We start from the raw sequence: 25,335 nt of genomic DNA on the forward strand, positions 1-25,335 counted from the left end.
GTCACGGCCGACCGACCGGCCGGGTCTCGGCCGAGTTCGGCTGCCCCCGCCAGGTCCGGCACCTGACCCAGCACGGGGTCCCCACCACCGGCGGTGGGGACCTGCAGCTTTGACGTCTGCACAGGGTAGTGCCGCTATGGGTTGTCGTAGCGGTCATGAAGGATCTTGACGGTGTCGGTCCACGCGCTGTCGGCCTGCTGGGGCAGGTGGTGGCCAGCATAGTTGACCAGCTGCAGGTAGATCGGGTGCATTGATCCCGCCTCGGTGGTGATCAGGGCAGTGAGCAAGGCAGGGCGCTGGGGTTTGGCACTGCGAGGGCGAGCGGTGGGCGTGACCCGCCGAAGCACCTGCACCTGATCAGACTCCGGCAGCTCCCCCAGGTCCTTGACCTGAGCACACAAATCGGCGAAGGCCACAGTCTTCCCCAGCCGGGCTGCGTGCTCCAGGACGTCCCGGACCGTGTCGGCAAGGCCGGCCGCATCGAAGCGCACGGAGCGGGGAGCCGCAGGAGGAATGTGCAACGCCCGGGTACGCACCGGCGACTGAGGGGCACGCAGCACGGGTGCGGACTGCGCCGGAGCTGTCTGACATGCCTGGACCTGGGAGCGCTGGGCGTCGGTGAGCCAGGCGGAAGCCTGTTCCGCGGCCTGGGCGAGCTGGCGGCGCTGGGGAGGTGTGATGATCGGAAACCCGAGGCGTTTCCCCTCCGCAAGGTTGCCCAGTAGTCGCTGGACCCTCTGCAGAGCCTTGCGCTCCTGAAAGGTCGGTTCGCGCGGTGTCGGCAGGCCGACGGCCCGTTCCAGCCTCAGAGATCACCTGGGACCCCAAGAGCGACGACCCCCAGGGCTACCTGGCGACAGCCATCGAGGGCGACCAGCTCGCCTACGCGCTGGAGGCTCTCGGCGATCCGGACGACGTGGGACTGAAGGGGGCATCGCCGGAGATCGCACTGCAGGCCGCAGTGTGCACGGCACTGCTGGAGCGGCGCTCCGCCCTCCAGGTCGTCCGGCTCCGTGACGACCACAAGCTCTCGTGGCGACGAATCGCCGCAGCGATCCTCGACGCCCCCGAAAAGCAGTCGTCGGTCCGACGGATGTACGACTCCGGCCGCCGCAACCTGGGCACCCCCTGATCACCACCCGGCAAAGCCAACGACCGACTGGGGAAGGAGAAGTTCATGTCCGAGCAGACGTCGCCCGAGGTGATGGAAGCCCTGCGACAAGCCGCCATCGCGCAGGAGGAAGCCTCGCGGCAGCTGGCAGAAGAGATAGCGAGGCTGGCCGAGGAAGGCACGTGACCATCAGTCGCCCATCGCTTCGGTGCCGTGGGCCTGCGCCAGACTTCCTGGCGCAGGCCCACGGCGTGGTCGTCTGCATACCGTACGGCGGCACAGTGGCATCCAAAATCTCCGCCGGACGATATCCCAGGCACCCATGTAACTGCAGGTCACAGGGGCTGGGATGGTTCCACCCTGCTTGATCGGCCGTCGGCTGTTGCGCCCGGCCGCTGTGAGCGCTGATGCTTTTGGTGCCGCACCGACCAGGCCCGGGCCGACCAGCCGGCCTCGCCGCGGCATCCACGTCCACACACACGATCCACGGGGGAACACCCATGTCCATGCGCATCCGAACGAGCGCTCTCACCGCACTCGCCGTCGCCGCCCTCGCGGCGGGCACGGTCCTTACCGCACCGGCCGCGGGCGCCGCGACGAAGGCCGCCGCGCCCACGTTCCTGTCGGCGTCCCAGCTGCCGCCGCACCCGACGTCGTCCTGGACCGCCGGGCCGGTCACCGAGGGGTTCCCGGAGGCACTCGGCCTCTGCCTGAGCACGGAGGGCGTGCTCGACTACGACTACCGGCACCGGGAGTTCCGGACCGACCTGGACACCAGCGCCGTGCAGCTGACCGTCGTGACGGGCACAGCCGGTCAGGCCAAGGCCCTGGCGAAGCACTACGACGACCTGATCCGCACCTGCGCCGACCGCCTCGAGGAGAACGACCCGGACGTCGACGCCGAGGGCCGGGACTACGGCACGCTGCCGGTCGAGGAGGGCGCCCACGTCCGCGGCCTCAACACCGAGACGTCCTGGGGCGCCAACGACGTCGCCCTGCTGTCGGTCGGACGGGACGGCAGGACCGTCACCGTCGTCAAGTGGGGACAGATGGGCGACTTCGTGAACGCGCCCGTGACCGCCTTCAAAAAGGCCACGACCACAGCCGTCAACAAGCTGTACTGACCGGCCAGCCACCGCAACGGGCCGGGGCCGTCCTTCCGCCACGGGGGCAGGAAGGACGGCCCCGTACCGGTCATCACTTTGCATCGAAATTGTTCGACGCGGTCAGAGCCCAGCAGGATGGCGCTACCGCGCGGCCGCCCCGACGCTCGTATTACCAGGTCCGGGCACTGTCACGTTGTCTGACCGGTGGGATGATCTTCTGGTTGATCAGCCTGGGAAGGGTCGTCCGTGGGGAGCGCGTCGCTGTCGTACAAGGGGCACCGGTACCCGGTCGAGGTCATCTCCCAGGCGGTGTGGCTGTACCACCGCTTCCCGCTCGGCTTCCGCGAGGTCGAGGAGCTCATGCTCGGGCGCGGCGTGACCGTCTCCTACGAGACGATCCGCCGCTGGTGCGCCAAGTTCGGGCAGGCCTACGCAGGCGCGCTGCGCCGCAGGCAGCCCCGGCCCGGTGACAAGTGGCACCTGGACAAGGTCTTCATCAAGATCAACGGGCGGTTGCAGTACCTGTGGCGGGCCGTCGACCAAAACGGCAACGTCCTGGACGTTCTGGTGCAGAACCGGCGGAACAAGACCGCGGCCAGGCGCTTCTTCCGCAGGCTGATGAAGAGGACGGGCGCGGTGCCGCGGGTGGTCGTCACCGACAAGCTCCGCTCCTGCGGCGCCGCCCACCGCGAGGTCATGCCCTGCGTCGGGCACCGCCGGTCGAAGTACCTGAACAACCGGGCCGAGAACAGCCACCAGCCGACCCGGCAGCGTGAACGGGCGATGAAGGGCTTCCGCTCCGTGGGCGGGGCCCAGCGGTTCCTGTCCGCGTTCAGCGGTATCTCGCCCCACTTCCGGCCCCGCCGCCATCCGATGCCCGCCCACGACTACCGCGCCGAGATGACCGTCCGCTTCGCCATCTGGGAGCAGATCACCGGCGTCGCCGGCCTTGCCACCGGGGCCTGAGCACAGGCCCGGCTCCCAAGCCCACCCTGCCCCCACGCGCCGTCAGACAGTCACACAGCCAACAACGTGACAACGCCCCCCACCTGACCTGGAAACAACTGCGGCGCCGCTACTACGGGGCGGACCGCATCACCGAGGGTGGAATCGTCCTCTACAACCCGGCGAAGATGCGGGTCCAGCGCTACCAGTTCCGGGGAGCACAGATCAGCACGCCCTACAACATCGCCGAGGTCGACCCCGACGGAGCACGCTTCCGCCGGACGAACCACGACGATGTGGCCTTCGTCGGCCAGGTCAGCGAATACCTCGCCTGATCCAGCGGATCACGTGGAGAGCCGGATGCTCGGCCAACGGGCACGTCCGGTTCGGCGGGCGGGGACGGGAAGACCGGCACTGGAAACGGTGCACGGCGTCCCGTCCCCGACCCAACACCTCGAACTCGACCGGAGGGGCGCCGAGATGCTCTTCCAAGTTCTGACGGGACGCGAGGAGAAGAACAGCATTGTGGCGGCATCCAACGCGGCGTTCACCGGCTGGAGCACGACCTTCACCGACCCCCGGCTCTGCACCGCCATCGTGGACCGCCTCACCTTCAACGCCACGATCATCGAGACCGGCACCGAGTCCTACCGCCTCGCCCACTCCAAGGCCCAGGCCGAACGCGCCGCCAGCTGACCCGTCGCCTCTCTGGTGCCGGATCAGTCCTTGCGTCCCGTCGCGGCGACGGTGACACCGAGGCCGATCATCGTGAGCCCGCCGATTCCCCCGACCAGAGAGAGCCGCTGAGGTGAGCGGGCAAACCAGTCCCGTCCGGTTGCCGCGATCAGTCCCCACAGGCTGTCGGAGGCCACTGCGATGATGTTGAAGACCAACCCGAGCACCAGCATCTGAACTACGACGTGTCCTTGGGCGTGGTCGACGAACTGCGGCAGCACGGCGGCGAAGAACACAATGGTCTTGGGGTTGGCCACACCGACGGCGAACCCCTCCCACAACGTCCGCAGGCCGCCTTGCGTGGCCTTGTCACCAGTGGCCTCACCCCCTCCGACGCCATGCGCTGAAGGGCTTGGCCCGCACGGCTGTTCAGGCCCGAATCGACGCATTCTCACGCGGTCCCGGCTCACGTGTCCCGTACTCCGGAACGGTAACTGGCAGGCTCCGTCCGTGCTCACGTCTCCTGGCGTGGAACCCGCCGCTCCAGATGGTGGTCCGGACCAGGTACAGCGCCACCAGCCCTTCCCCCGCGATCCAGGAGGTGCACAGGCCGTGCCGCGAGAGTCCACAGCGCTGCCGCTAGGCGGATTCGCCCTTGACCGCAACCTGCCCGAGCCTCTCTACCAACAGCTCTACGAAAGGCTCAAGGACTCGATCTGCAGCGGGCAACTCCGACCCGGTGTCCGGCTGCCCGCCACTCGGACGCTCGCCCAGGAACTCCGGGTTTCCAGGAACACCGTGCTGGTCGCCTACGAACGGCTTGTGACGGAACGGTTCGCCACCGGACAGGTGGGGTCGGGCACCCACGTGGCCGTCCACAACCGTGAGAGACGGGGGGACGGGGGAACGCCGAGGGTGACCCGGCTGCCGACTCCGCCCGAGGAGCCGGGCCGGACGTCCCGGTTCTCCGGGACCGCACGGCTGATGCTCCAGGCCACGCGCACGTTCGACGGGCGGTACCCGGCCTCGCAGACCGCCGCCGCGCAGCCCTTCGTCCTCGGCGTGCCGGCGCTGGACCTCTTCCCGGCCAAACTCTGGTCCCGCGTCGTCTCGCGCCGTGCCGCCCGGCTGCCGAACTCCCTGATGCACGTCCAGGACCCGATCGGATACTGGCCCTTACGCAAAGAGCTGGCCACCTATCTGGGCCTGGCGCGCGGGGTGTCCTGCACGGCGGAACAGGTGGTGATCACGAGCAGTACGCGGACCATCACCCATCTGCTGGCCCGCGTCCTGCTGGAGCCCGGGGAGCAGGTGCTGGTCGAGAACCCGGGGTTTCCCGGTGGCCGGGCCGCGCTCGTGGCCGCCGGTGTCGTCCCCTGCCCGGTGGACGTCGATCACGAGGGGCTGTGCGTCTCCTCGGGCGAGAGCCGCTACCCCTCGGCACGCATGGCTCTCGTGACCCCCAACAACCAGTTCCCGACGGGCTGCCGTATGACGGACTTCAGGCGCGGCCGACTGCTCGACTGGGCGGCGCGGTCGGACGGCTGGGTGATCGAGGACGACTACGACGGGGAGTTCTCCTCGGGCAGTCCGGTCCCGCCGCTCCAGCAGACGGACACCTCGAACCGGGTCATCTACCTGGGCACCCTGAACAAGGTGATGTTCCCCGCCCTGCGGCTCGCCTACGCCGTGGTTCCGCCCGATCTCGTCGACGTCGTCGCCGCCGCCCAGCACTTCGCGTACGGGGCGCCGCCTGTGCTCGAACAGGCGGCTGTGCGCGACTTCATGGCGGACCATCACTTCGCCCGCCACATCCGCCGGATGCGCCAGGCCTACCAGGAGCGGCGGGAAGCCTGCGTCCACGCGCTGTACGACCAGTTCGGCAGCCTGGTGCGGGTCATGCCACCGACGGCCGGCACACATCTGGTCGCCGGGTTCCCGCCGGGTACGGACGAGCACCGGCTGGCCCGGCTCAGCTGCCGTTCGGGGGCCACTGTCTACCCGCTCGCCTCCTACCACTCCACCGGGACGACCCCCGTTCCGGCACTTGTCCTCGGCTATGGCGCCACCCCACCCGAGCAGGCGGTCCTCGGTGTGCGCCGGATCGCCGCCGCGTTCGAGCAGTCCACCCGCGCGACGGAATGACCGTCGCATGACCTTGCCCATGTCGATGCCCATGCCCGTGCGGGGGGGACCCATCCGTCATGCCCACGCCGGTCCGGGGCGGCACCGACGCGGCGACCATGACGATCGAAGAGGTCGCGGACCTGGTCCAGGGGCGGGGAGCGCCGGTGGACGGGGCTGTGGGCAGCGCCTTCACGGTCAGTCATACGGGGCTCCCTGTCACCGTTGTCGCGGTTGTCGCGGTTGTCGCGGCGGTGCCGATGCCGGGGGCGGCGAGCCCTTCGCCGAGGAGTGCGGCCACGGTCTCCGCGCAGCTACCGCACCCGCTGCCGGCGCGGGTGCGGTGCCTCACCGCCGCCAGGTCGGCGCAGCCGCCACGGACGGCGGAGCGGACCGTGCCCGCCGGGACGTTGTGGCAGTGGCAGATCGTCGTCTCGTCGGGCAGTGGTCCGACGGCCGCCGACCGCCCCGGAAGCGGTCCGGGGACGACGAGTTCCTCGACGGGGGCGGGCAGCGGCCGGCCGCTGCTCACGAGACGGCGCAGCGCCGCGTAGCCGGAAGTGTCCCCCACGAACATCCCGCCGAGCAGCCGCCCCTCGCCCAAGACGCGCAGGCTGCGGTACACCCCGGCCCGGGTATCGAGGTGGGTCGCCTCGAATGCGCCGGGCGCCGCCTCGGGCTGTCCACCGAAGCAGGCGACCTCCACGCCGAGCAGCTTCAGCCGGGTCGCCGTGTCCCAGCCGGTGAAGGTCTTCGTGCCGCCGGCCAGTCGGTCGGCGACCACCTGGGCCATGGCGTTGCCCGGGGCCAGCAGTCCATGCGCGCGCCCGTCGGGGGTGAGCGCGCAGTCCCCGATCGCGTAGACGTGCTCGTCCTCCGTGCGGCAGGTCTCGTCGACGACGATCCCGCCCCGCTCCCCCACGGCGATCCCGCAGGACCGGGCGAGTTCGTCGCGGGGGCGTACCCCCGCCGCGAACACGACCACGTCGGCGCCGACGTGGACGGGCCGCGCGCCGTCGGGCGGCTGGAGCCGTACGCCGGTGGCCCGGTGGCGCGCGTCGGTCTCCACGGCGGTGAGGCGGGTGCCCGTGTGTACGGCGATGTCCAGGTCCTCGATGTGGCGGCGCAGCGTCCAGCCGCCGTACTCGTCCAGTTGGCGGGGCATCAGCCAGGGGGAGAACTCGACGACATGGATGGTCAGTCCGAGGGCCCGTAGCGCGCCCGCGGCCTCCAGGCCCAGCAGCCCGCCGCCGATCACCGCGCCCACGCCCGCCCCACCGGCCGCGCCGGCCGTTTCGCAGTGCGCCCGGATGGCCCGTACGTCCGCGGCCGTCCGGTAGGCGAAGCAGCCGGTGGCGTCGGCTCCGGATACGGGCGGGACGAAGGAGCGGGAGCCGGTGGCGAGGACCAGGACGTCGTAGTCGATGACACGGCCGGCGGCCGTGGTCACCCGGCGGCGACCGCGGTCGACCGCGACGGCCGGGTCGCCGAGACGGGTCCGGATGCCCGTACGGTCGCCGAAGCCGGGCTCGCCGAGGAGCAGGCCCGCGGGTCCGGTCCGCCGGAACAGCCGGCTTTCCGGCTCGGTCTCCTGGAAGTACCGGGACAGGTGGATGCGGTCGTAGGGCGGTATGTCCTCCTCGGCGACCACCGTGACCTGCCAGTCCCCCAGCGCGCCCCGGGCGTCCAGGGCCGTCAGCAGGGCGTGACCGACCATCCCGTAGCCGACCAGGACCAGGCGGCCGCTCATCCGTCACCTCCGAGTGCCGAGACCAGGTGGAGGCGGTCCGGGGGCAACGGTTCGGCCGCCTCGTAGGCCCGGCGCACCGTGTCGACGGTGGACAGGTCGCCGAGCAGGATGCCGCCCACGACGCGATCGTCCCGGGTGACGATCTTCTTGTAGACGCGCCGCCGGTCGTCCGAGACGGAGAGCACGTCGGTCCTGGCCCCGCCTCGGACGCCACCCCCGACACCGGTGGTGGCCTCGCCGAACACCGCCAGGTCGACCTTCCCCGCGATGAGCCGGGTGAGCGTGCGGGACCCCGTGAACCGGGCGTGCCGCTCGTGCCCGGACAACCTCGCCGCGAGCACCTCGGCCTGCTGCCAGGCCGGCACGGCCGTGTCGTGCACGACCCCGCGATGCTCCGCACAGTCCCCGATGGCGTACACGTCCGGATCGCCGACACTGGCCAACGTGTCATCGACCACCACCCCCGCCCGCACCAGGAGCCCCGCCGCACGCGCGAGCCCGACCCGCGGCCGTGTACCGCACGCGACCACGACGAGATCGGCGGCGACCACCCGCCCGTCCCCGAGCAGCACCCCACGGCCCCCGTGACGCCCGGCCGACGCCACAAGCCGCACGCCCCCGGGCCCCCCGGCCGAACCCGACGCCGACACTCCGGCATCCCCCGGGCCCGCGGCCCGAGCCGCTGCCACCCCGGTCCCGCCCCCGTGACCGTCGACCGGGCCCACCGCGGGCGTTCCCGTCCGTACCGTGATGCCCGCGTCCTCCAGGACGCCGCGGAGCAGGGCTCCGGCCCGCCTGTCCAGGTGGCGGTGGAGCAGATGGGGGCCCCGGTGGACGAGGGTGACCGGGAGGGTGCGGGCGGCGAGTGCGAGGGCGGTTTCCACGCCCAGGAGACCGCCGCCGATGACCGCGGGGGTGCGGGCGTCGGCACAGTCGGCGGTCAGGTGCCGGCAGTCGGCGAGGGTGTGGAGGTGGTGTTCGCCCGAGGCCGGGCGGGTCTGTGGCCAGGGGTGGTGGGGGCTGCTGCCGGTCGCCAGGACCAGCGCGTCGTAGGCGTGCTCGGTGCCGGTGGAGTCGATGACCGTGCGGGTGGCCCGGTGCACGGCGACGACACGGACGCCGGCCCGCAGGTCGATGCCGGGCGGCAGCGGCAGGGCGATGTCCTCGGGGCGGTGGTGACCGGCCAGGACGCCGGTCAGGAGCGGGCGGTTGTAGGCGGGGCGGTGTTCGCCGTCGAAGACGGTGATCCGGACGTTGGGGTTCAAGGCCGTCAGCAGGCGGACGAAGCGCGCCCCCGCCATACCGCAGCCGACCACGAGAACGCGGCACGCGGCGCCGTCTTCCCTTCCCACGGTTACCTCCAGGGACCGATCGACCGATCACAGGGCTTGTACGGCGGTCGCCGCACACGGCCGCCCCGGCGGGCGGGAAGGGAACGCGGCCACCGGTGCCACGCGTACGGCGCACACCTTGAACTCGGGCATGCGCGAGACCGGGTCGAGCGCGGGGTTGGTGACCGTGTTGGCCCGACCCGGCCCGGACCAGTGGAAGGGCATGAACACCACGTCCGGGCGGATGTCGGTGCTCAGCCTGGCCGGGGCCACAGCCGTCCCCCGCCTGCTGGTCACCGTCACCGGCTCACCGTCCACCACCCCGAGCCGACCGGCCGTGGAGGGGTGGATCTCGACGTACGGCTCCGGCGCGGCGGCCCGTGACGCGGCCACCCGACGGGTCTGCGCCCCGCTCTGGTACTGGGCCAGCACCCGCCCGGTGACCAGGTACAGCGGATACCGCTCGTCGGGGGTCTCGGCCACCGGCCGGTGGTGGACCGGCACCATGCGGGCCCGGCCGTCGGGCGTCGCGAAGGACTCCAGGAACAGCCGGGGCGTCCCGGGGTGTCCGTCCGCGGGGCACGGCCAGAACACCCCGTTCTCCTCGCTGATCCGTTCGTAGCTGATCCCCGCGTAGTCGGCCCGGCCGCCGGCCGACGCGGCCCGCAGTTCGTCGAAGACCAGGCGCGGATCGGCCGGAAAGCCCTCGGTGCGGCCCAGCCGGGCCGCGAGGGCGGACAGGATCTCCAGGTCGGTGCGCACCTGGGCGGGCGGCTCGACGGCCTTGCGGCGCAGGATCACCCTGCCCTCCAGGTTGGTCAGGGTGCCGGTCTCCTCCGCCCACTGCGCCGACGGCAGGACGACATCGGCGAGTTCGGCCGTCTCGGACCGTACGACGTCCACGACCACCAGCAGGTCCAGCGACCGCAGCCGCCGCTCCACATGATCCGCGTGCGGCGCCGACACGACCGGGTTGGACCCGATGACCAGCATCGCCCGGACCCCGTCGGGCGTGCCCGCGGTGTCGAGCATCTCGTAGGCCGAGGTGCCGGGGCCGGGCAGTTCCCCGGGGGCGACGCCCCAGAGGCGGGCGATGTGCTCCCGCGCCGCCGGGTCGGTCAGGCTGCGGTAGCCGGGCAGTTGGTCGGCCTTCTGCCCGTGCTCGCGCCCGCCCTGCCCGTTGCCCTGGCCGGTCAGGCAGCCGTATCCGCTGTACGGCCGGCCCGCCTTCCCCAGGGCCAGACAGAGGTTGATCCAGCCGTGCACCGTGTCGGTGCCTTTGCTGTGCTGTTCGCTGCCGCGGGCCGTGAGCACCATTCCGGTGGGCGCCTGGGCGAACATCCGTACGGCTTCGCGTATCTGATGGGCGGGCACACCGGTCAGCCCTTCGACGCGGGCCGGCCAGTACTCCATCGCGGTGGCGCGCACGGCCTCGAATCCCGTCGTCCGGGCGGCGACGAAGTCCTCGTCGACATGGCCCTCGGCGAGGGCTATGTGCAGCATGCCGAGGGCCAGGGCCAGGTCGGTGCCGGGCAGGAGGCGCACGTGCAGGTCGGCCCGCGCGGCGGTGCGGGTGCGGCGGGGGTCCACCACGATCAACCGCCCACCGCGGTCGGCCAGTCGGGTCAGGTGGCGCAGGGCGGGCGGCATCGTGTCGGCCAGGTTGCTTCCGACCAGCAGGACGCAGTCGGTCCCGGCGACGTCGGCGAGCGGGAAGGGCAGCCCCCGGTCCAGGCCGAAGGCCCGGTTGACGGCCGCCGCCGCCGACGACATGCAGAACCGGCCGTTGTAGTCGATCGCCGACGTACGGAGCGCGACCCGGGCGAACTTGCCCAGCAGATACGCCTTCTCGTTGGTCAGCCCGCCACCGCCGAACACCCCGACGGCGTCCGGCCCGTACGCGGTCTGTGCCGACCGGATGCCCGAGACCACGCGCCGGAGCGCCTCGTCCCAGGTGGCGGGCCGCAACGCCCCGCTCCGGCCGTCGCGGACCAGCGGTGTGCCGAGCCGGGCCGCCGGGTCCAGCAGGTCGGTGGCGTTCTGCCCCTTCCCGCACAGCGCCCCCTGGTTGACCGGGAACTCCGGCCATCCGGTGAGCGCGAGCGGCGCCGCTCCGCCCTGGTCGGGCCGCAGCACCGTCCCGCACTGCAGGGCGCAGTACGGGCAGTGCGTACGGACGGCGTCGGCCGGCTCGTTCATCGGAGCCCGCCCTCCGCGGCCCTCGTCGGTGCCACTCGATCGGTCGTGGACGCGGCGTCCTGGCCGGACGTACCCGCGAGCAGCACCCGCAGCGATGTGGCCGCCTTCAGCAGCATCTCCTCGTATTCCTCGACGAGATCGGAGTCGAGCACGATGGCGCCACCGGCGCCGGCGTGCAGACCCTCCTCCGTCAGTACGGCGGTCCGGATGACGATGTTCAGATCGGCCGTGCCGTTGCAGGAGAGGAAGCCGATGGCACCCGAGTAGACGCCGCGTGCCTGGGTCTCCAGGGAGTCGATGATGTCCATCGTCCGCAGTTTCGGCGCACCCGTCATCGAGCCGCCGGGGAAGCAGGCGCGGACGCAGTCCAGGGCGTCCACCTCGGCGCGGAGCCGGCCGCGGACGGTGGACACCAGCTGGTGCACGGTGGCATAGGTCTCCGTGCGCATCAGCCGGGGAACGGTGACGCTGCCGACCTCGCACACACGGCCGAGGTCGTTGCGGAGCAGGTCGACGATCATGAGGTTCTCGGCCCGGACCTTGGCGCTCGTCGTCAGTTCCCGGCGCAGCCTGGAGTCCTCCGCCTCGTCCGCGCCGCGCCGGGCGGTGCCCTTGATGGGCTTGGTCTCGACCATGCCGTCGCGGGTGATGCGCAGGAACCGCTCCGGGGAGGAGCAGGCGATCTCCATCCCGTCCAGGCGCAGATAGGCGGCGTACGGGGCGGGGTTGGAGCGTCTGAGGGACCGGTAGAAGCGCAGTCCGTCGGCGGGGCGGGGGGCCTGGACGGCGTTGGTCAGGCAGATCTCGTAGCTCTCCCCGGCGAGCAGCTCCTGTTTGCAGGCGTCTATGTCGGCGAGGTACCGGGCGCGGTCGCGCACGAGTGCCGGTTCCAGCAGCGCGTTGTCGACGGCCTGCTGGTCGGGTACGGGGGTCGGCCGGGGGCGGGGCAGCGCGGCGAGCACGGCGGCGGTCTTCTCCAGCCACACCGTCGTGTCGCGGTCGGAGCGCGGGCTGCCGTCGCTGAGGGCCAGCAGATAGGTGGCGCCCTGCTGGTGGTCGACCGCGATCAGCCGGTCGGCGAAGATCCAGAACGCGTCCGGGGTGGGCGAGGTGTGCTGCGCGGTGGCACCGCAGTCGGCCTTCAGCTCGTAGCCGAAGTAGCCGACGTAACCGCAGGAGAAGTCGACGGGCAGGGCGGGGTTCTCGACGCGGCGGGCGCGCAGCGCCGTCTGGAGGTAGTCGAAGACGGTGCCGTCGACCCGTTGGGTCTCCCCGTCCGCCGACGTGACCTCGACGGCGCCGTCGCCGACGCGGTAGCGGACGATCTCGGAGAGCGGACCGGAGGCGTCGCCGAGGAACGAGAAGCGGGACAGCCGCGGGTCGATCAGGGAGCTGTCGAGCCAGAAGGCGTGCGAGGAGTCGGCGAAGAGCCGGGTGAAGGCGGCCTCGGTCTCCACCGCCGACTCCATGATCCGGGAGTGCAGGCGGTAGGGGCGTGGCTCGACGGGCCGGGGTGCGGGCCGCGAGCCGGTCTCCACGGGTACCAGGTGGGCCCCGGGGCGGACCGGCGTCCGGCGGCGCGAGGAACCGCGCTTGTGGTGGAACCGCTCCGTGAGATCGCGGAAGTTGCCCAGCAGCTCGTACCCGAACTCCGTGGCGACGGACTCGGGGTGGAACTGCACGCCCCACAGCGGGCGGGTACGGTGCCGAAGGCCCATCAGCACCCCGTCCTCCGCCCACGCTGTCGCCTCCAGCTCCGGCGGCAGCGGCTCCGGCACGCACAGCGAGTGGTAGCGCACGGCGGTGAAGTACTGCGGAAGGCCGTGGAAGAGCTCCCGTCCGTCATGGCGCACGGCGGTGAGGTGCCCGTGCCTGGCCGCAGGCGCCCGTACTATCTCCGCGCCCGACCCGGCGGCGATGCCCTGGTGGCCCAGACACACGCCGAGCACGGGCAGGCGGGCGGATTCGATGATCGGCGCACACGCGCCGAAGTCCTTCGGCCGGGTGGGATCGCCCGGGCCGGGAGAGATCACCACGTTGTCGAAGTCGTTCAGGTCGAGCTTCGCGCAGTCCGGTGAGTCGTTGTGCAGGACCACGGGCTCGACCCCGTTCACCTGCGCGATCAGCTGGAAGAGGTTGTAGGTGTACGAGTCGTGGTTGTCGACGAGCAGGGTCCGCATGGCGATCTCCCTGGAGTGGCACGGCGCGGCCCTCACCGAGGGCTCGGCTGCTGGGGTTGTCTTCGAGGTGCCGGTTACACGGCGAGCTTGGCGACCATGTCCGCCATGGTCATGAGCTGCTCGTTGTTGAGCCGGGGGTCGCACAACGACTCGTAGGCGTCACCCAGATCGGATTCGCAGGCCACCCGGGTACCGCCCACGCACTCGGTCACCTCGGCGGCGGCGGCCTCCAGATGCACCCCGCCGGGCCACTCGCCCATGCCGCGCAGGACCTCGAAGAAGTCCGTCACCTCGTCCAGCATGTCCTTGAGGTGGCGGGTCTTGACGCCGGTGCCGGTCGCCGTGGTGTTGCCGTGCATGGGGTCCGACATCCAGACCACGGGGTGGCCCGCCCGGCGTACGGCGGTGACGACAGCCGGGAGCAGTCCGCGCAGCTCGAGGGCGCCCAACCGGCAGATCAGGGTGAGCCGGCCCGGCCTGCGGTACGGGTCGAGCCGCTCGCAGAGGCGCACGATCTCGGCAGGCTCCGCGCCGGGGCCGATCTTGACGGCGACCGGATTGGCGATGCCCGCCAGGAACTCCACATGGGCGTCGCCGACGCGCCGGGTGCGGTCGCCGATCCACGGCAGATGCGTGGACAGCAGAAACCATTCACCGGTGACGGGATCCTGGCGGGTCAGCGGGCTCTCGTAGTCCAGGAGCAGCGCCTCGTGGCTGGTCCACAGCCCGGTGTGGCGCCAGTTCCCGCCTTCGGTCCAGCGGGTCTGCCCGTACCCCTGCACGAGCGAGCGCAGTGAGCCGTCGGGGACGGCTTCCTCGCACCGGTTCCACAGCACCTCACGGGCGGCCGCGGGATCCCAGGCCTGCGGGGCGAACGCACTCGCCGTCTCATGGGCGAGGGCGGCGAGTTCGCGCAGGACGTTCCTCGCCGTGTAGTAGCCGGACAGCATCCGGTACGGGTCGGGCCTGCGGTCGTCCTCGTGCGGCTCCGGCCCGTTGACCGTGAGCCCCCGGAAGACCGGCAACTGTCGGCCGTCCACCTCCTCGACGGCCGCCGAGCGGGGCTTGGCGAACTGACCCGCCAGTCGGCCGACGGTGACCACGGGCATGTCCAGGCGTGTGCTGACGCGTTCCGCCACGGCGCCCAGCACCCGGTGCTTGTCCCGGGCACCGGTGACGGCCGCGGGGCCGAGCGGCTCGGCGCAGTCGCCGCCCTGGAGCACGAATGCCTCCCGGTTCTGCACCCGGGCCAGGGCCGCTAGAACGCTGCGGACGTCGCTGGGCGTGGTGAGGGCCGGCAGCAGGGCGAGACGGTCGGTGACGGCGGCCACGTCGTCGGGATCGGGCCACTGCGGCTGCTGGCATATCGGCAGTCCCCGCCAGGCGGGCGGGTGCCAGGACGACGTGCTGAGACCGGCCTCGGACTCCTCGCCTCCCTGGGTGTCGTGGGCGTGGTCGGCCGGGCCGACCGGTTCGAGCAGGGGCGGAACGGGCATGCGGGTGCTCCTGTTGCGGATCGAGAACGGCGTGGCGTCGTGGCGTCGTTACGTCGTGGCGTCGTGGAAGAGGCGGAACAGGGAGGGGTGAAAACAGGGAGAGCGAAACAGAGAGAGGCGTCCCCGCGGCTCAGAATTTCTTGCCGAGCTCCTGTGCCTGGGCGTGTGCGTTGCGGCGCAGGAGATCGGCGTCCTCGGTGATCTGATGCGCTCTCAACTGGATCGTGGAAATGTCGGTGACCCCCGCCCACCGCAACCAGCCGTCGAACGCCGGGGTCTGGTGGTCTTCACCGAAAGCGGGCGGCAGACCCGGCCCGTAGATCGAGCTGGTGTAAACAACCACCGCTTTCTTTCCCTTGAGCAGACCGGTGTAGCCCGAGTCCCGGTCGAAGGAGAAAAGCATGCGGGCCTGGCTCACCACGTCGATGAAGTGCTTGAGGACATAGGGAATTCCGAAATTCCACATGGGCACGCTGAACACATATTTGTCGTAGCTGTCGAAGTGCTCGAAGGTGCGCCGGACCGCCTCCCAGGCCACGGCGCCCTCCCCCTCGGCCCGTCCCCCGGACGCCTCCGCCCGCTTGGCCTCGACCGCCGCCGCCCCGAACTCGGGAAGCCGTTCCCGCCAGAGGTCGAGGACGTCGGCCGTCGCGCCGGGACTGGTCTGGCGGTAGGCGGTGACGAGGGTCTCGGCGATGGCCCTGGACTGCGAGCGCTCACCCATGGGGGAGGCGACGATGTGCAGCAGACGCGTGACGTCCACCTGTTCCGCATGTGCGTTCGGGTTCATCTGATGACCGCCTTGGAGCGCATGAGGAACTCCGCGAGATAGCCGTCGTGCGGGACGCCCGGCGCCATCCAGTGCGTGGGGTGGTGTCCGACATGGACGTTGCTGATGCTCGGCTCGTCGACCAGACGCTCGACGAGCCGTTCGTCCCGGCCGATCACGGTGAGCACCAGGGTGTTCCGCAGCGGTCCGACGCCGTCCTTGGGCGACCAGGGGGCCACCCAGACACAGGGGAAGGGGAGTTCGGTGCCGAGCTGCGGCGCGTCCGGCCGGTCCAACTGGATCACGGCGGGGCGCAGTACGGCGCTGCCGTCGCCCAGTTCGTCGACGATCCCGTCGCCGCCCAGCCACAGGGTCGCGCCGTCCGCCTGGCCGAGCAGGTACTTCTCCAGCCTGCGCGCGTCGGCGGTGGGCTGGACGGGCAGGACCGCCTTGTCGTCCTCCGGCGGCAGGCTGGGCAGCCCGGCCAGCCGCTCGGCGATGGCCTCGGCAACCGGTGCCGGGTCGCCGGCCACGAAGACGGCGGTGGCGTTGACGCAGGCGACCCCGCCCTCGTCCCGGATCGAGGCGACCATCGTGTCGAGCGCGGACGACAGGCCCGCGCCCACGCCCGTGTCCACGTCCGCCAGCAGGATCTTGGACCGCCCGGGGCCCTGGGTCAGTACGTTCGGATGCGCCCGGTACTTCTCCACCACCGCGTCGCCGCCGTACACGAGCGACAGGTCGGCGCCCCGGACGATGTCGTCGGCCACGTGGTGGTCGGTGGGCAGCAGCAGGAGCCGGTCGTCGCCGATCCCCGCCTCGCGCAACGCCGTCACCAGCCGGTGCGGGGTGAAGGGCTCCCGTCCGGAGGGCCGTACCGCGACCCGGTAGCCCAGCACCAGCGCTTCGAGCCACAGGCCGTGCACGCCGGGATGGTTGCCGGCGGCGTGCACGGCGAAGACGTCACCTCGCCGGGCCCAGACCGCGCCGCCGCCCCGAGTCCGCGGGTCCCGCCAGTGGTCGACCGTCGCCGTGGGGCGGGCGCAGCGCACGGTGCGGTCCACCTCGGCCGCCGCGCGCTCGATCCGGGCGGTGGCGGACCTCACCACCGCGACCGGCACACCGGAGACCCGGCTCACGAGACGCTGGTACTCCGGGGCCGACAGGCCGCCCACCGTGCCGTTCGCGAACGCGTGCCCCGCTCGGGCGATGACCTCGGCCAATGCACCGGAGCCTGCCGGGCCGGCGGCGCGCAGCGCGGACAGGCCGCGCTGGACGAACAGCCGTGGCACCTGGCTGAGTTCGGCGACCGGCTGCCCGGTGACATCGGCCACGGTCAGTCGGTTCCGAGCCCGGAAGGCACCGCGTGAACCGAGGGCGTCGAGCTGGATCGGGCCGCCCGCCGGTGGGTCCACCGGTGCGTCCATCGGCCCGCCCCTCAGGCCGCCCATCAGTAGACACCTTCGATGACGACCTCGTCGTCGAAGGTCCGGACGGGGCTGACATCGGCCACCGAGTCGCCGAGTTGTCCGGCCTCGGGGCGGATCCGGGTGGCGACGTCGCGTTCCAGGTTGTTGGGGAGCAGGGCGCTGCGGCTGACGTGGTTCATGACGACCTGGCCGCGTGCACCGTAGGGAACCGGCTGCCCCGTCTCGGGGTCGACGACCGAGAAGGAGATGTGGGGCGCGAAGGGATCGAAGACGCACTCGTCCTCGCTGCCGGCGCGCTCGACGGCCCCGCAGAGGATCATGGTGCTGCCGTAGTTCCCGAACAGCTGGACGTCGGGGAAGACCTCGGTCCGGAACAGGTGCCTGCTGTCGGCGTCCATGTGGGCCCCGCTCCAGATGATGACCTGGATCTTCTCGTTCACCAGCTTGACGAGGTGTTCGTGCTGCGCGAGCCGCTCCAACAGCGGGGGCGTGATGACCAGTACGCCGATGTCCTGGGTCTCCAGCAGGAACTCGCCCTGGGCCAGAAGGTGCTCGACATAGCGGCCGGCCTCGTCGCCGCGCCCCTCGGCGATGCATTTCTTCACCCAGCGCGGATCGAGGTCGATGGTGGAGGTGAAGCCGCCCCGGCGCCGCGCCTGGCGGGCAACGACCTCCCCCCACAGATGGGGGCCGCTGGGGATCATGGCCAGCCAGTGGGCGTCACGGGGGTGACCGCGTTCGTCCATCCGCCCGGTGGACCAGGTCACATACCTGTCCATCCAGTCGGCGAGGTAGGCGACCCGCTTGGGTGCGCCGGTCGTGCCGCCGCTCTCGTAGACGCCGATCACCTCGGTCGACGGACCGTAGCCCTGGGGGATGAGGTCCCGGGCGGGCACGTCGCGCAATTCGTTGACGATGTTGGGGAACAGCCGGAGGTCGTCGAAGGTGCGGACGTCCCGGCGCGGATCGAAGTCCAGGGTCCGCGCCCTGCGGAGCCAGTACGGCGAACCCGTCTCGGGGCCGAAGTGCCACCGCATGGCGGCCTGGATGAACTCCTCCGGATCGGGGACCTGGTCCGGGGGAAAGGTGAGGACGGGGTCTGAGGCGACTGCCATGTTTTCTCCTTCAAACCGGGTGCGGACCGGGGTTCGGACCAGGGTGCGGACCAGGGTTCAGACCGAGAGGACGACGTCGGGACGGGAATCGTGGGCGGTCCGTGGGCGGGGGCGGCGCCGGAGATAGACCGCCCAGGTGACCGTGGCGCAGGCGGCGTAGAAGACCAGGAATCCGGTGAACGCCGGGACCCCGCTGCCCCAGCCGGCGAAGGACGCGCGGAACGCCAGGTTGATGAGCACCCCGCCGAGCGCGCCGAGGGCACCGGTCACCCCGATGAGCGCGCCCGACAGCCGTCGGGCCCGCGCCAGCCGGGCCCGCGTGCTCGCGCCGCCCTCGTCGCCTCCGCCGTCCTGGAGCGCCTTCGCCAGAAAGATCGCCGGGATCATCTTGTACGTCGATCCGTTGCCCGCCCCGGCCAGTGCGAGAAGCACGACGAAGTCGGCGACGAACAGACCGAGCGAGTCCGTGCGCGACGCCACGACGGCGACCCCGGTGCAGAGCATCAGCGCCACGAACACGGCGAAGGTGACCCTGGCACCGCCGATCCGGTCGGCCAGCCGGCCGCCGCCCGGCCGGGTCAGCGAGCCGAGCAGCGGCCCGAGGAACGTGAGCGACGCGGCCTGGAGCGGCGTACGGTCGAACTGTGTCTGGAGCACCAGGCCGAACGCGAAGCAGTAGCCGATGAACGAACCGAACGTGCCGAGGTAGAGCAGGGACATCACCCAGCAGTGGGCGTCCCGCAGGACGTCCCTGAGGGCGTCGGTGTCGTTGCGGTTGCCGGGCAGGTCGTCCATGAAGAGCGCGGCGCACACAGCGGCGACGACGATCGCCGGAACGAAGACCCCCAGCAGCAGCCGGGGTTCGGCCGCGCCCACCGTGCCCAGCACCGCGAGGGCGGCCAGCTGGGTCACGGCGACGCCCAGATTGCCGCCACCCGCGTTCAGGCCGAGCGCCCAGCCCTTGTGGCGCTGCGGGAAGAAGGCGTTGATGTTCGCCATGGACGAGGCGAAGTTGCCGCCGCCGAGACCGGCCACGGCGGACACCAGCAGCAGCGTGCCCAGCGAGGTGCCGGGGCGCAGGTACACCGCCGCCAGCACCGTGGGCACCAGCAGCACAGCCGCGCTGAGGACGGTCCAGGTACGTCCGCCGAACCAGCCCACGGCAAGCGTGTACGGAATCCTCAGTACGGCTCCGACCAGCGTCGGCGTGGAGACGAGCAGGAACTTGTCCGCCGGGGACAGCCCGTACTCCGGCCCCAGGAACAGCACCAGCACGGACCACAGGCTCCAGACGGAGAACCCGACGTGCTCGGCGAGGATCGAGAACGCCAGATTCCGCATCGCGACCCGCCGCCCCGTACGCCGCCAGAACACCTCGTCCTCCGGATCCCAGTACCGGATTCCGCGCGGGCCGCTCTTCACCACGGCGCTCATCGACAACCTCCTGAAGCAGACGGACATGCCACGCCGCGAGCGAGAACGGCGCGCGGGAGAAGGACGGGCGAACCAGAACGACGAACGGGCCGGGCGAGGTAAGGGGCGGAGCGGGGCGGTCGAGCCAGGCGGCGATACGAGCCGTTTGGGGGGACACACCGGCTGCGGAGCGAGCGGAGCGATTCCGTACCGACGCGTCGGCACGGCGCCGCCGCCCGCCGGCGGTGTCGAGCCGTGGCACCGGGCCGGGCTCCGCCCACCGGCAGTCGGGCGGAGCCACGGCACCGGGCCGGTGCGCCGCCGGTCGGCGACGCCCGTGCATGACGCCGGCCGGTCGGCGACACCCGTGCACGACGCCCGTCGGCCGACCGCGTCGAACAGCGGTCGTGGCGGTGTCGTGACCGCGCTCATCCTTGGGCGGGTTCCACCGCTTTGGTCAGGATCCGGCGGTAGATCGAGGGGTCGTCGGACTTCAGGGCGACGGCACTGTCGCCGGGTGGCCCCACCCAGTGGTAGTCGACCCCGGGGTTGGGCCAGGAACCGCCGTCCGGAGTGAACAGGTGCGGGCTCGTGGTCGCGCCGCCGGGGGCGAAGTCGGCGACGTGGGCGAGCGTGGCGGCACGCGCGCGCCCGGCGTCCAGCGCTTCGCCCAGGGCCCCGGCGTCCACCTCGGGCACCGACCCGGCGACGCCGAGCACCACATGACGCATCGTGATGCAGGCACTGTCGGCGAAGAACGCTCTGCGCAACGCCCGGTCGAGGGCTTCGCTCGCCGCCAGGCCCTGCTCCTTGGCCGCCTGCACCGCCTCCGCCGCGAGCAGCCTGCTCACCGGCCAGCGCCAGTCGGGCTCCACCCAGGGTTGCCACCCCGCGTCGGGCTCCATCTCCGCCGCGACCGGGATCTCGGCGTCGATGACCGGCTTGGGCAGTGTGCCCCGGTTGACCACTTCCAGCAGGACGGCGCGGTGGTCGAACCGTACGACCTCGGCCAGGTCCAGCTCGGCGCGGGTCCGCCACAGCCGCTGGACGGCGACATGCGCCCAGGGGCAGGCGAGGTCCGCGTAGACCGCCACCGTGCCCGGCAGAACGCTGATCATGTGCCAGGGGTCCCTTCTGACGTGCTGGTACACACCCGGTCCGGCCCCCGCCCCGCGGACCGTCCCGGACGGGTGTGCGCCGGGACGTCCGCGGAGGCGGCGGTACGGGTCAGGCGGCCTTGGCCTGCCGGCGCCGGGTGGTCGTCGATTCCGGGCTGCTCGGCGCGGTGCGCGCCGAACGGGTGCGGGCGATGTCGAGCCCGTGGTCGTCGTCGGAGAGGAGCACCTTCTCGTAGGTGGTGCGCACCTCGCGCTTGAGCACCTTGCCGGTCACGCCGAGCGGGATGTCGTTCTCGCCCTTGACCAGCACGACCGCGGAGACCTCGTGCATACCGGCCTTGCGCAGCGCCCCGTTGAGCTGGGCCAGCAGCTCGCGCGAGGTCAGTTCGCAGCGCTCGGCCAGCCGGACCACGGCGACCGGTTCGGACAGCTCCTCGTCGGCGGGGCTGATGGCGGCGGCCACGACACAGTCCACGGCCTGGCGGCACGCCTTCAGGACGATCTCTTCCGTGGGCAGGCTGTAGACGGGCCCGCGGGCGGTGTGGATGACGTCGGTGGCCCGGTCGTACTGGTAGAAGCGCCCCTGCTCGTCGTAGTACCCGATGTCACCGGTGAGCCAGAACCCGTCGTGCTTCGAACGGTGCGTCAGGTCGGGGTCGTTCCAGTACCCCAGCGTCTCGGTCGGGGTCTTGACCGCGATGAACCCGATCTCGTTCGGGCCCAGCCGCTTGCCGTGCTCGTCGTAGACGGTGGCCTCCTCCACGATGGGCTCCGGGTAGCCCACGCACCGCTTGTAGGCGTCGGTGTCCGGGCCGTGGATGTTCTGGAACACGGCCATGCCCACCTCGGTCGAGGCGAGTCCGTCGATGTACCGCGAGCCCTGCCGCCACTTGCCGCCGACGCGGTGCCTGCCCAGCCGTACCAGCTCACGGACGTGGGCCTCGTGCGAGGCGTCGGCCGTGCTGAGCCAGGTGGTCACCCGTGCAGCCGCCGACGGCTCCACGCCCAGCGCCGCCAGCTCGCCGAAGGTGATGGGGAAGGCGATGACCACCGTCGGCTTCCACCAGCGCATGGCCTCGGCCACCGCCGGCCCCCGCTGCTCCTCCATCACCAGGGTGGGCACCCCGGTCAGGGTGGCCATCATCATGTAGCTGAGGCCGGAGCCGTGGGACGGGGGGAACACCAGCAGGTTCTTGTCGTCGACGCCGGAGGGCATCGTGAGGATGCGGGGGCGTTTGCCCGCGAAGAACTGGCGGTGACCGAGGATCGGCGCCTTGGGCATGCCCGTGGTGCCCGAGGAGTGCGCGATCAGCACCGGGTCGTGGTCACCGTGCATGTACGGATAGCCGACGGGCAGCGGGCCCACGCGGCCCGCCGAGTCCACTTCCTCCTGCGCGACCGTGAAGCCGAACCCGTCCGGGCTGTCGGCGGCCGCCAGCAAGGTCACCAGCCGGTCGGCGTCGGCGACGACCCCACGCGGCTCCAGTCGCTTCAGATAGCGCGCCGCGGTCTGGGGCGCCATGTTCGGATTCACCGGGGCGGGAATGGCGCCGATGCTGTTCAGGGCCATGAAGTGGACGAAGTTGGCGATGCCGTCGCCGCTGTAGATGCCGACCCGGTCGCCACGTCCCACACCGGCGGCGTGGAACCAGCGCGCGTACCGCTCGGTCGCGTCCCGCAGATCCGCCAGGGAGTAGGCACGGAGGTCCTTCTCGCCGCCGCCGCGCGGCAGGTGGTACAGCAGCGGGGCGTCCAGGTCGGCCGCCCGGTCGAGGGTGTGCCAGAGGAAGGTCCCCACACCGAGGGAGCGCTCGGACACCAGCTCCAGCCGCGCGCGCAGCCCGCGGTGCGAAGGGCCCAGTTTCATTCGGCGGACGGACGCCAGATGCCGCTGCAGGGATCGGATCTTCATCTCGACTCTCCTTGACTCTGTGCTGAACTGGTGGGGGCGCGCGGTTCGTCGGTGAACGGGGGCGGAAGCGTCGAGCCGGGGGCCCCGCGGCTCCACGGCGGTTCTCACCTCGCGGGCAGCGGCGCCAGGAGCGAGTCCAGGTGGGCCTGCCACAGGCCGTCGGCGAAGGGGGCGGGCGGCGCCGGTTCGCCGCCCGGCTCCCAGCCGGTCACGACCCGGATGCCGTGCAGGGCACTGGTGATCCACACCTCGCACCTCGTGAGGCGGGCGGGGGCGACCCGCATATGACGCACCGTCACCCCGAGGTGGGCGGCCCGGTCGAGCAGCAGCCTCCGGGTGACGCCCGGCAGGATCCGGCCGTCGTCCGGGGCGGTGCACAGGTCACCACCGTCCCACCACAGCAGGCTGCTGAAGGCTCCCTCGACCGCGTGGCCGTCCTCGTCGAGCAGGATCGCCTCGTCGGCGCCGTGGAGCCTGGCCTGCTTGCGAAGCCTGCCCTGGGCGGCGAAGTCGGGGCCCTTGAACCGGGGACGGGTCCGGGGGTCGACGCAGTCCGCCACCCACACCCTGGCGGTGTCCCGCAACCGGGGGGCGCGGCGCAGTCGCAGCGCGAGCCTGGGCGACGGGCCGGCCAGCAGTTCGAGCCGGGGGAACCACGCTCCGGTCCGCGGCAGTTCCGCGGTGACCGCGGCGCGGAATTCCGCGATCTCGGCCCGGTCGACGCCATAGGAACCGACGGCCTCCGAGAACCGGTCCCAGTGCATTTCGTAACCCCGAACCCGGCCTTCGTCAACCAGCCATGAATCGGCTATGACCATTCCCTGGTCATTCTCCTCGGCAGTGAGCCCGCCGACGGAACTCCATACGAGAAAGGATTGGCTGCCTATTTCAGTACGCATGACGGTGACACTCCTCATCCGGGCGGCGAACTCCGGCGACGAACTCCGGCTGCGAAGTTCCCCTTTCCATGAAGGTAATGAATGCGGGAATGGAGCAACAGAGCCATGTACGGGCCGTAACGAGGGGGCCAATCCCGACGTATACGAAGACGCATGCGAAACAGTGGCTCCCCGGCCGCCCGTGCCGGCGCGCGACTGAGCGCGGTGACCCCGGACGGGGTCACCGCGCTCAGTCGCGCGCCGGTGGCGCGTCAGACCGCGAAGTCGCGGTCACGCGTCTCCGGCAGCGCCAGTACGCACAGCAGACTGACCAGGCACAGCCCTCCCGCGTAGACGCCGAGGACGAGCGGCGACTTCCACTGGGAGTTCAGCCAGGTCGCGACCAGCGGGGCGAACCCGCCGCCGAGGGTGTTGGCGAGGATGAAGGTCGCCGAGGCTCCCGTGTAACGCAGCCGGGCCGGGAACAACTCCGGCAGGAAGGCCGCGATCGGCGCGAACATCAGGATGAACAGCAGCAGTCCCACGGTGAAGGCCCCGGTGATGACCAGCCCGTTGCCGGTCTGCATGGAGCCGAACATGGGCAGCGCCCACACCACGCACCCGCTGGCCCCGGCTATGATCACCGGCCGCCGCCCCACCTTGTCGGCCAGCCGGGCGACCGGTATCACCGCGGCGGCCGTGATGCCCGCGGCGACGCTCGCGGCGGCCAGCATCGTGTTCTGCGCGATGCCGAGCGCCTTCGGCCCGTACGACAGGCTGTAGACGATCGTCAGGTAGTAGACGGCCGAGCCGCCGGCCGCCGCGCCGATGCCGAGCAGCAACTGTCCCGGGTACTCCTTGACCAGGGCGCCCAGCGGGAACCGGGGGGCGGCGGGGCGGTCGGCCGGGGACTGGCTGCTGAACACCGGTGACTCGCTGACCCGGGTACGCACCCAGAACCCGACGACGATGAGCAGCGTGCTCAGCAGGAACGGCACCCGCCACGCCCCGTCGGCGAAACCGTCCCGGCCAGCGACGGCGATCGTCGGCAGGATCACCGCGCTCGACAGCAGGAAGCCCAGCAGCGCGCCGATCTGGGGAATGGACGCGTACATCGCCCGCCGCCCCGGCGGAGCGTGCTCGGCGGCCAGCAGCACCGCGCCGCCCCACTCGCCGCCCATGCTCACGCCCTGCAGCAGCCGGAGGGCCACCAGGAGCACCGGGGCGAGGATGCCCACGGTCTCGTACGTCGGCAGCAGGCCGACACCGACCGTGGCGATGCCCATCAGCACCAGCGAGGTCACCAGGGCCCGCTTGCGGCCGAGCCGGTCGCCGATCGTCCCGAACAGCACGACGCCGATGGGGCGGGCGAGGAATGCGGCGGTGAAGGTGAGGAAGGCCGCGAGGGTCGAGACCGTGGAGTTGCCGGACGGGAAGAAGGCCGGGCCCAGGACGAGCGCCGCGGCCGTACCGTACACAGCGAAGTCGTAGTACTCGATCGTGGTGCCGACGAGGCTGGCGACGGCGACGCGCGAGACGTTCTCCTTGGCCGCGGGTGGTGGGGCGGGGGGTGTGGCGGTACCGACTGCTGCTGCGTCGCTGCTGGTCTCGGACATGGAGCGGTTCACCTCCGACAGGCCCTGGTCATGAAGTGATCCGGGCCACAGTGGGGACTGGTGCCGTGGACTGTAGGAGGCCGGTGACCGGCTGACGCACGGCTGTGCCGCCCTGCGGAACGGCGGCCGATCGCCTGCGAGGAACGCGCCTGACCGCCTGTAATATG

General features: G+C 71.5%; 19 protein-coding genes and 2 pseudogenes. 6 read left to right on the top strand and 15 right to left on the bottom strand.

Annotated features, from left to right (window positions below):
• Positions 1-134 precede the first annotated feature (134 nt).
• Positions 135-491: a hypothetical protein gene (locus OG622_RS01790; RefSeq protein WP_371572620.1), complete on the bottom strand. Its 357-nt coding sequence runs from the start codon at positions 489-491 to the stop codon at positions 135-137.
• Between the two features lie 284 nt (positions 492-775).
• On the opposite strand from OG622_RS01790, the gene OG622_RS01795 reads away from it, so the two are divergent.
• From OG622_RS01795 to OG622_RS01815, 5 genes and pseudogenes are all read left to right on the top strand, one after another.
• Positions 776-1,132: a hypothetical protein gene (locus tag OG622_RS01795; protein WP_371572622.1), complete on the top strand. Its 357-nt coding sequence runs from the start codon at positions 776-778 to the stop codon at positions 1,130-1,132.
• Positions 1,133-1,611: 479 nt separating this feature from the next.
• Positions 1,612-2,235 (top strand): hypothetical protein, encoded by a 624-nt coding sequence (locus OG622_RS01800; RefSeq protein WP_371572623.1) that lies wholly within the window; start codon positions 1,612-1,614, stop codon positions 2,233-2,235.
• 228 nt (positions 2,236-2,463) lie between these two features.
• Positions 2,464-3,183: an IS6 family transposase gene (locus OG622_RS01805; protein WP_371572624.1), complete on the top strand. Its 720-nt coding sequence runs from the start codon at positions 2,464-2,466 to the stop codon at positions 3,181-3,183.
• 167 nt (positions 3,184-3,350) lie between these two features.
• Positions 3,351-3,497, top strand: a complete 147-nt coding sequence (locus tag OG622_RS01810) for a hypothetical protein (protein ID WP_371572626.1) — start codon at positions 3,351-3,353, stop codon at positions 3,495-3,497.
• Between the two features lie 115 nt (positions 3,498-3,612).
• A pseudogene (locus OG622_RS01815) lies at positions 3,613-3,858 on the top strand (ATP-binding protein); the annotation flags it as partial.
• 23 nt (positions 3,859-3,881) lie between these two features.
• On the opposite strand, the pseudogene OG622_RS01820 reads toward OG622_RS01815, so the two are convergent.
• Positions 3,882-4,196 (bottom strand): annotated as a pseudogene (locus OG622_RS01820) (LysE family translocator); the annotation flags it as partial.
• A gap of 253 nt (positions 4,197-4,449) precedes the next feature.
• Between OG622_RS01820 and OG622_RS01825 the strand changes: the two are divergent.
• Positions 4,450-5,982 carry a PLP-dependent aminotransferase family protein gene (locus tag OG622_RS01825; protein ID WP_371572628.1) on the top strand — a complete coding sequence of 511 codons (1,533 nt, stop codon included), beginning with the start codon at positions 4,450-4,452 and terminating at the stop codon, positions 5,980-5,982.
• Positions 5,983-6,163: 181 nt separating this feature from the next.
• On the opposite strand, the gene OG622_RS01830 is transcribed toward OG622_RS01825, so the two are convergent.
• From OG622_RS01830 to OG622_RS01890, 13 genes are all read right to left on the bottom strand, one after another.
• Positions 6,164-7,711, bottom strand: a complete 1,548-nt coding sequence (locus OG622_RS01830; RefSeq protein ID WP_371572629.1) for an FAD-dependent oxidoreductase — start codon at positions 7,709-7,711, stop codon at positions 6,164-6,166.
• Positions 7,708-9,063 carry an NAD(P)/FAD-dependent oxidoreductase gene (locus tag OG622_RS01835; protein ID WP_371572631.1) on the bottom strand — a complete coding sequence of 452 codons (1,356 nt, stop codon included), beginning with the start codon at positions 9,061-9,063 and terminating at the stop codon, positions 7,708-7,710. The genes OG622_RS01830 and OG622_RS01835 overlap by 4 nt, the downstream gene beginning before the upstream one ends.
• Before the next feature lie 27 nt (positions 9,064-9,090).
• Complete coding sequence (locus OG622_RS01840) at positions 9,091-11,241, bottom strand: molybdopterin oxidoreductase family protein (RefSeq protein ID WP_371572633.1); 2,151 nt, start codon at positions 11,239-11,241, stop codon at positions 9,091-9,093.
• Positions 11,238-13,421 carry an aminodeoxychorismate synthase component I gene (gene pabB / locus OG622_RS01845; RefSeq protein ID WP_371572634.1) on the bottom strand — a complete coding sequence of 728 codons (2,184 nt, stop codon included), beginning with the start codon at positions 13,419-13,421 and terminating at the stop codon, positions 11,238-11,240. The genes OG622_RS01840 and pabB overlap by 4 nt, the downstream gene beginning before the upstream one ends.
• Positions 13,422-13,495: 74 nt before the next feature.
• On the bottom strand, positions 13,496-14,917 hold the full coding sequence (locus OG622_RS01850; protein WP_371572636.1) for a 3-deoxy-7-phosphoheptulonate synthase class II: 1,422 nt from the start codon (positions 14,915-14,917) through the stop codon (positions 13,496-13,498).
• A gap of 130 nt (positions 14,918-15,047) precedes the next feature.
• Positions 15,048-15,707 (bottom strand): FMN-dependent NADH-azoreductase, encoded by a 660-nt coding sequence (locus OG622_RS01855; protein ID WP_371572638.1) that lies wholly within the window; start codon positions 15,705-15,707, stop codon positions 15,048-15,050.
• Positions 15,704-17,137, bottom strand: coding sequence for an aldehyde dehydrogenase family protein (locus tag OG622_RS01860; protein WP_371572640.1), 1,434 nt, complete (start codon positions 17,135-17,137; stop codon positions 15,704-15,706). The genes OG622_RS01855 and OG622_RS01860 overlap by 4 nt, the downstream gene beginning before the upstream one ends.
• Positions 17,137-18,231, bottom strand: a complete 1,095-nt coding sequence (locus OG622_RS01865; RefSeq protein WP_371572642.1) for a phenazine antibiotic biosynthesis protein — start codon at positions 18,229-18,231, stop codon at positions 17,137-17,139. Before OG622_RS01865 ends, OG622_RS01860 begins: the two co-directional genes overlap by 1 nt.
• A gap of 57 nt (positions 18,232-18,288) precedes the next feature.
• Positions 18,289-19,665 carry a nitrate/nitrite transporter gene (locus tag OG622_RS01870; protein ID WP_371572644.1) on the bottom strand — a complete coding sequence of 459 codons (1,377 nt, stop codon included), beginning with the start codon at positions 19,663-19,665 and terminating at the stop codon, positions 18,289-18,291.
• 407 nt (positions 19,666-20,072) lie between these two features.
• The gene (locus OG622_RS01875) at positions 20,073-20,762 is read right to left on the bottom strand and encodes a DsbA family protein (RefSeq protein ID WP_371572646.1); all 690 of its coding nucleotides are present in this window, start codon (positions 20,760-20,762) and stop codon (positions 20,073-20,075) included.
• Between the two features lie 109 nt (positions 20,763-20,871).
• Positions 20,872-22,674, bottom strand: coding sequence for a class I adenylate-forming enzyme family protein (locus tag OG622_RS01880; protein WP_371572647.1), 1,803 nt, complete (start codon positions 22,672-22,674; stop codon positions 20,872-20,874).
• Positions 22,675-22,778: 104 nt separating this feature from the next.
• Positions 22,779-23,591, bottom strand: coding sequence for an aminotransferase class IV (locus OG622_RS01885; RefSeq protein ID WP_371572649.1), 813 nt, complete (start codon positions 23,589-23,591; stop codon positions 22,779-22,781).
• Positions 23,592-23,824: 233 nt separating this feature from the next.
• On the bottom strand, positions 23,825-25,168 hold the full coding sequence (locus OG622_RS01890; RefSeq protein ID WP_371572651.1) for an MFS transporter: 1,344 nt from the start codon (positions 25,166-25,168) through the stop codon (positions 23,825-23,827).
• Positions 25,169-25,335 lie beyond the last annotated feature (167 nt).

Source organism: Streptomyces sp. NBC_01314 (assembly GCF_041435215.1).
Taxonomy (GTDB): domain Bacteria; phylum Actinomycetota; class Actinomycetes; order Streptomycetales; family Streptomycetaceae; genus Streptomyces.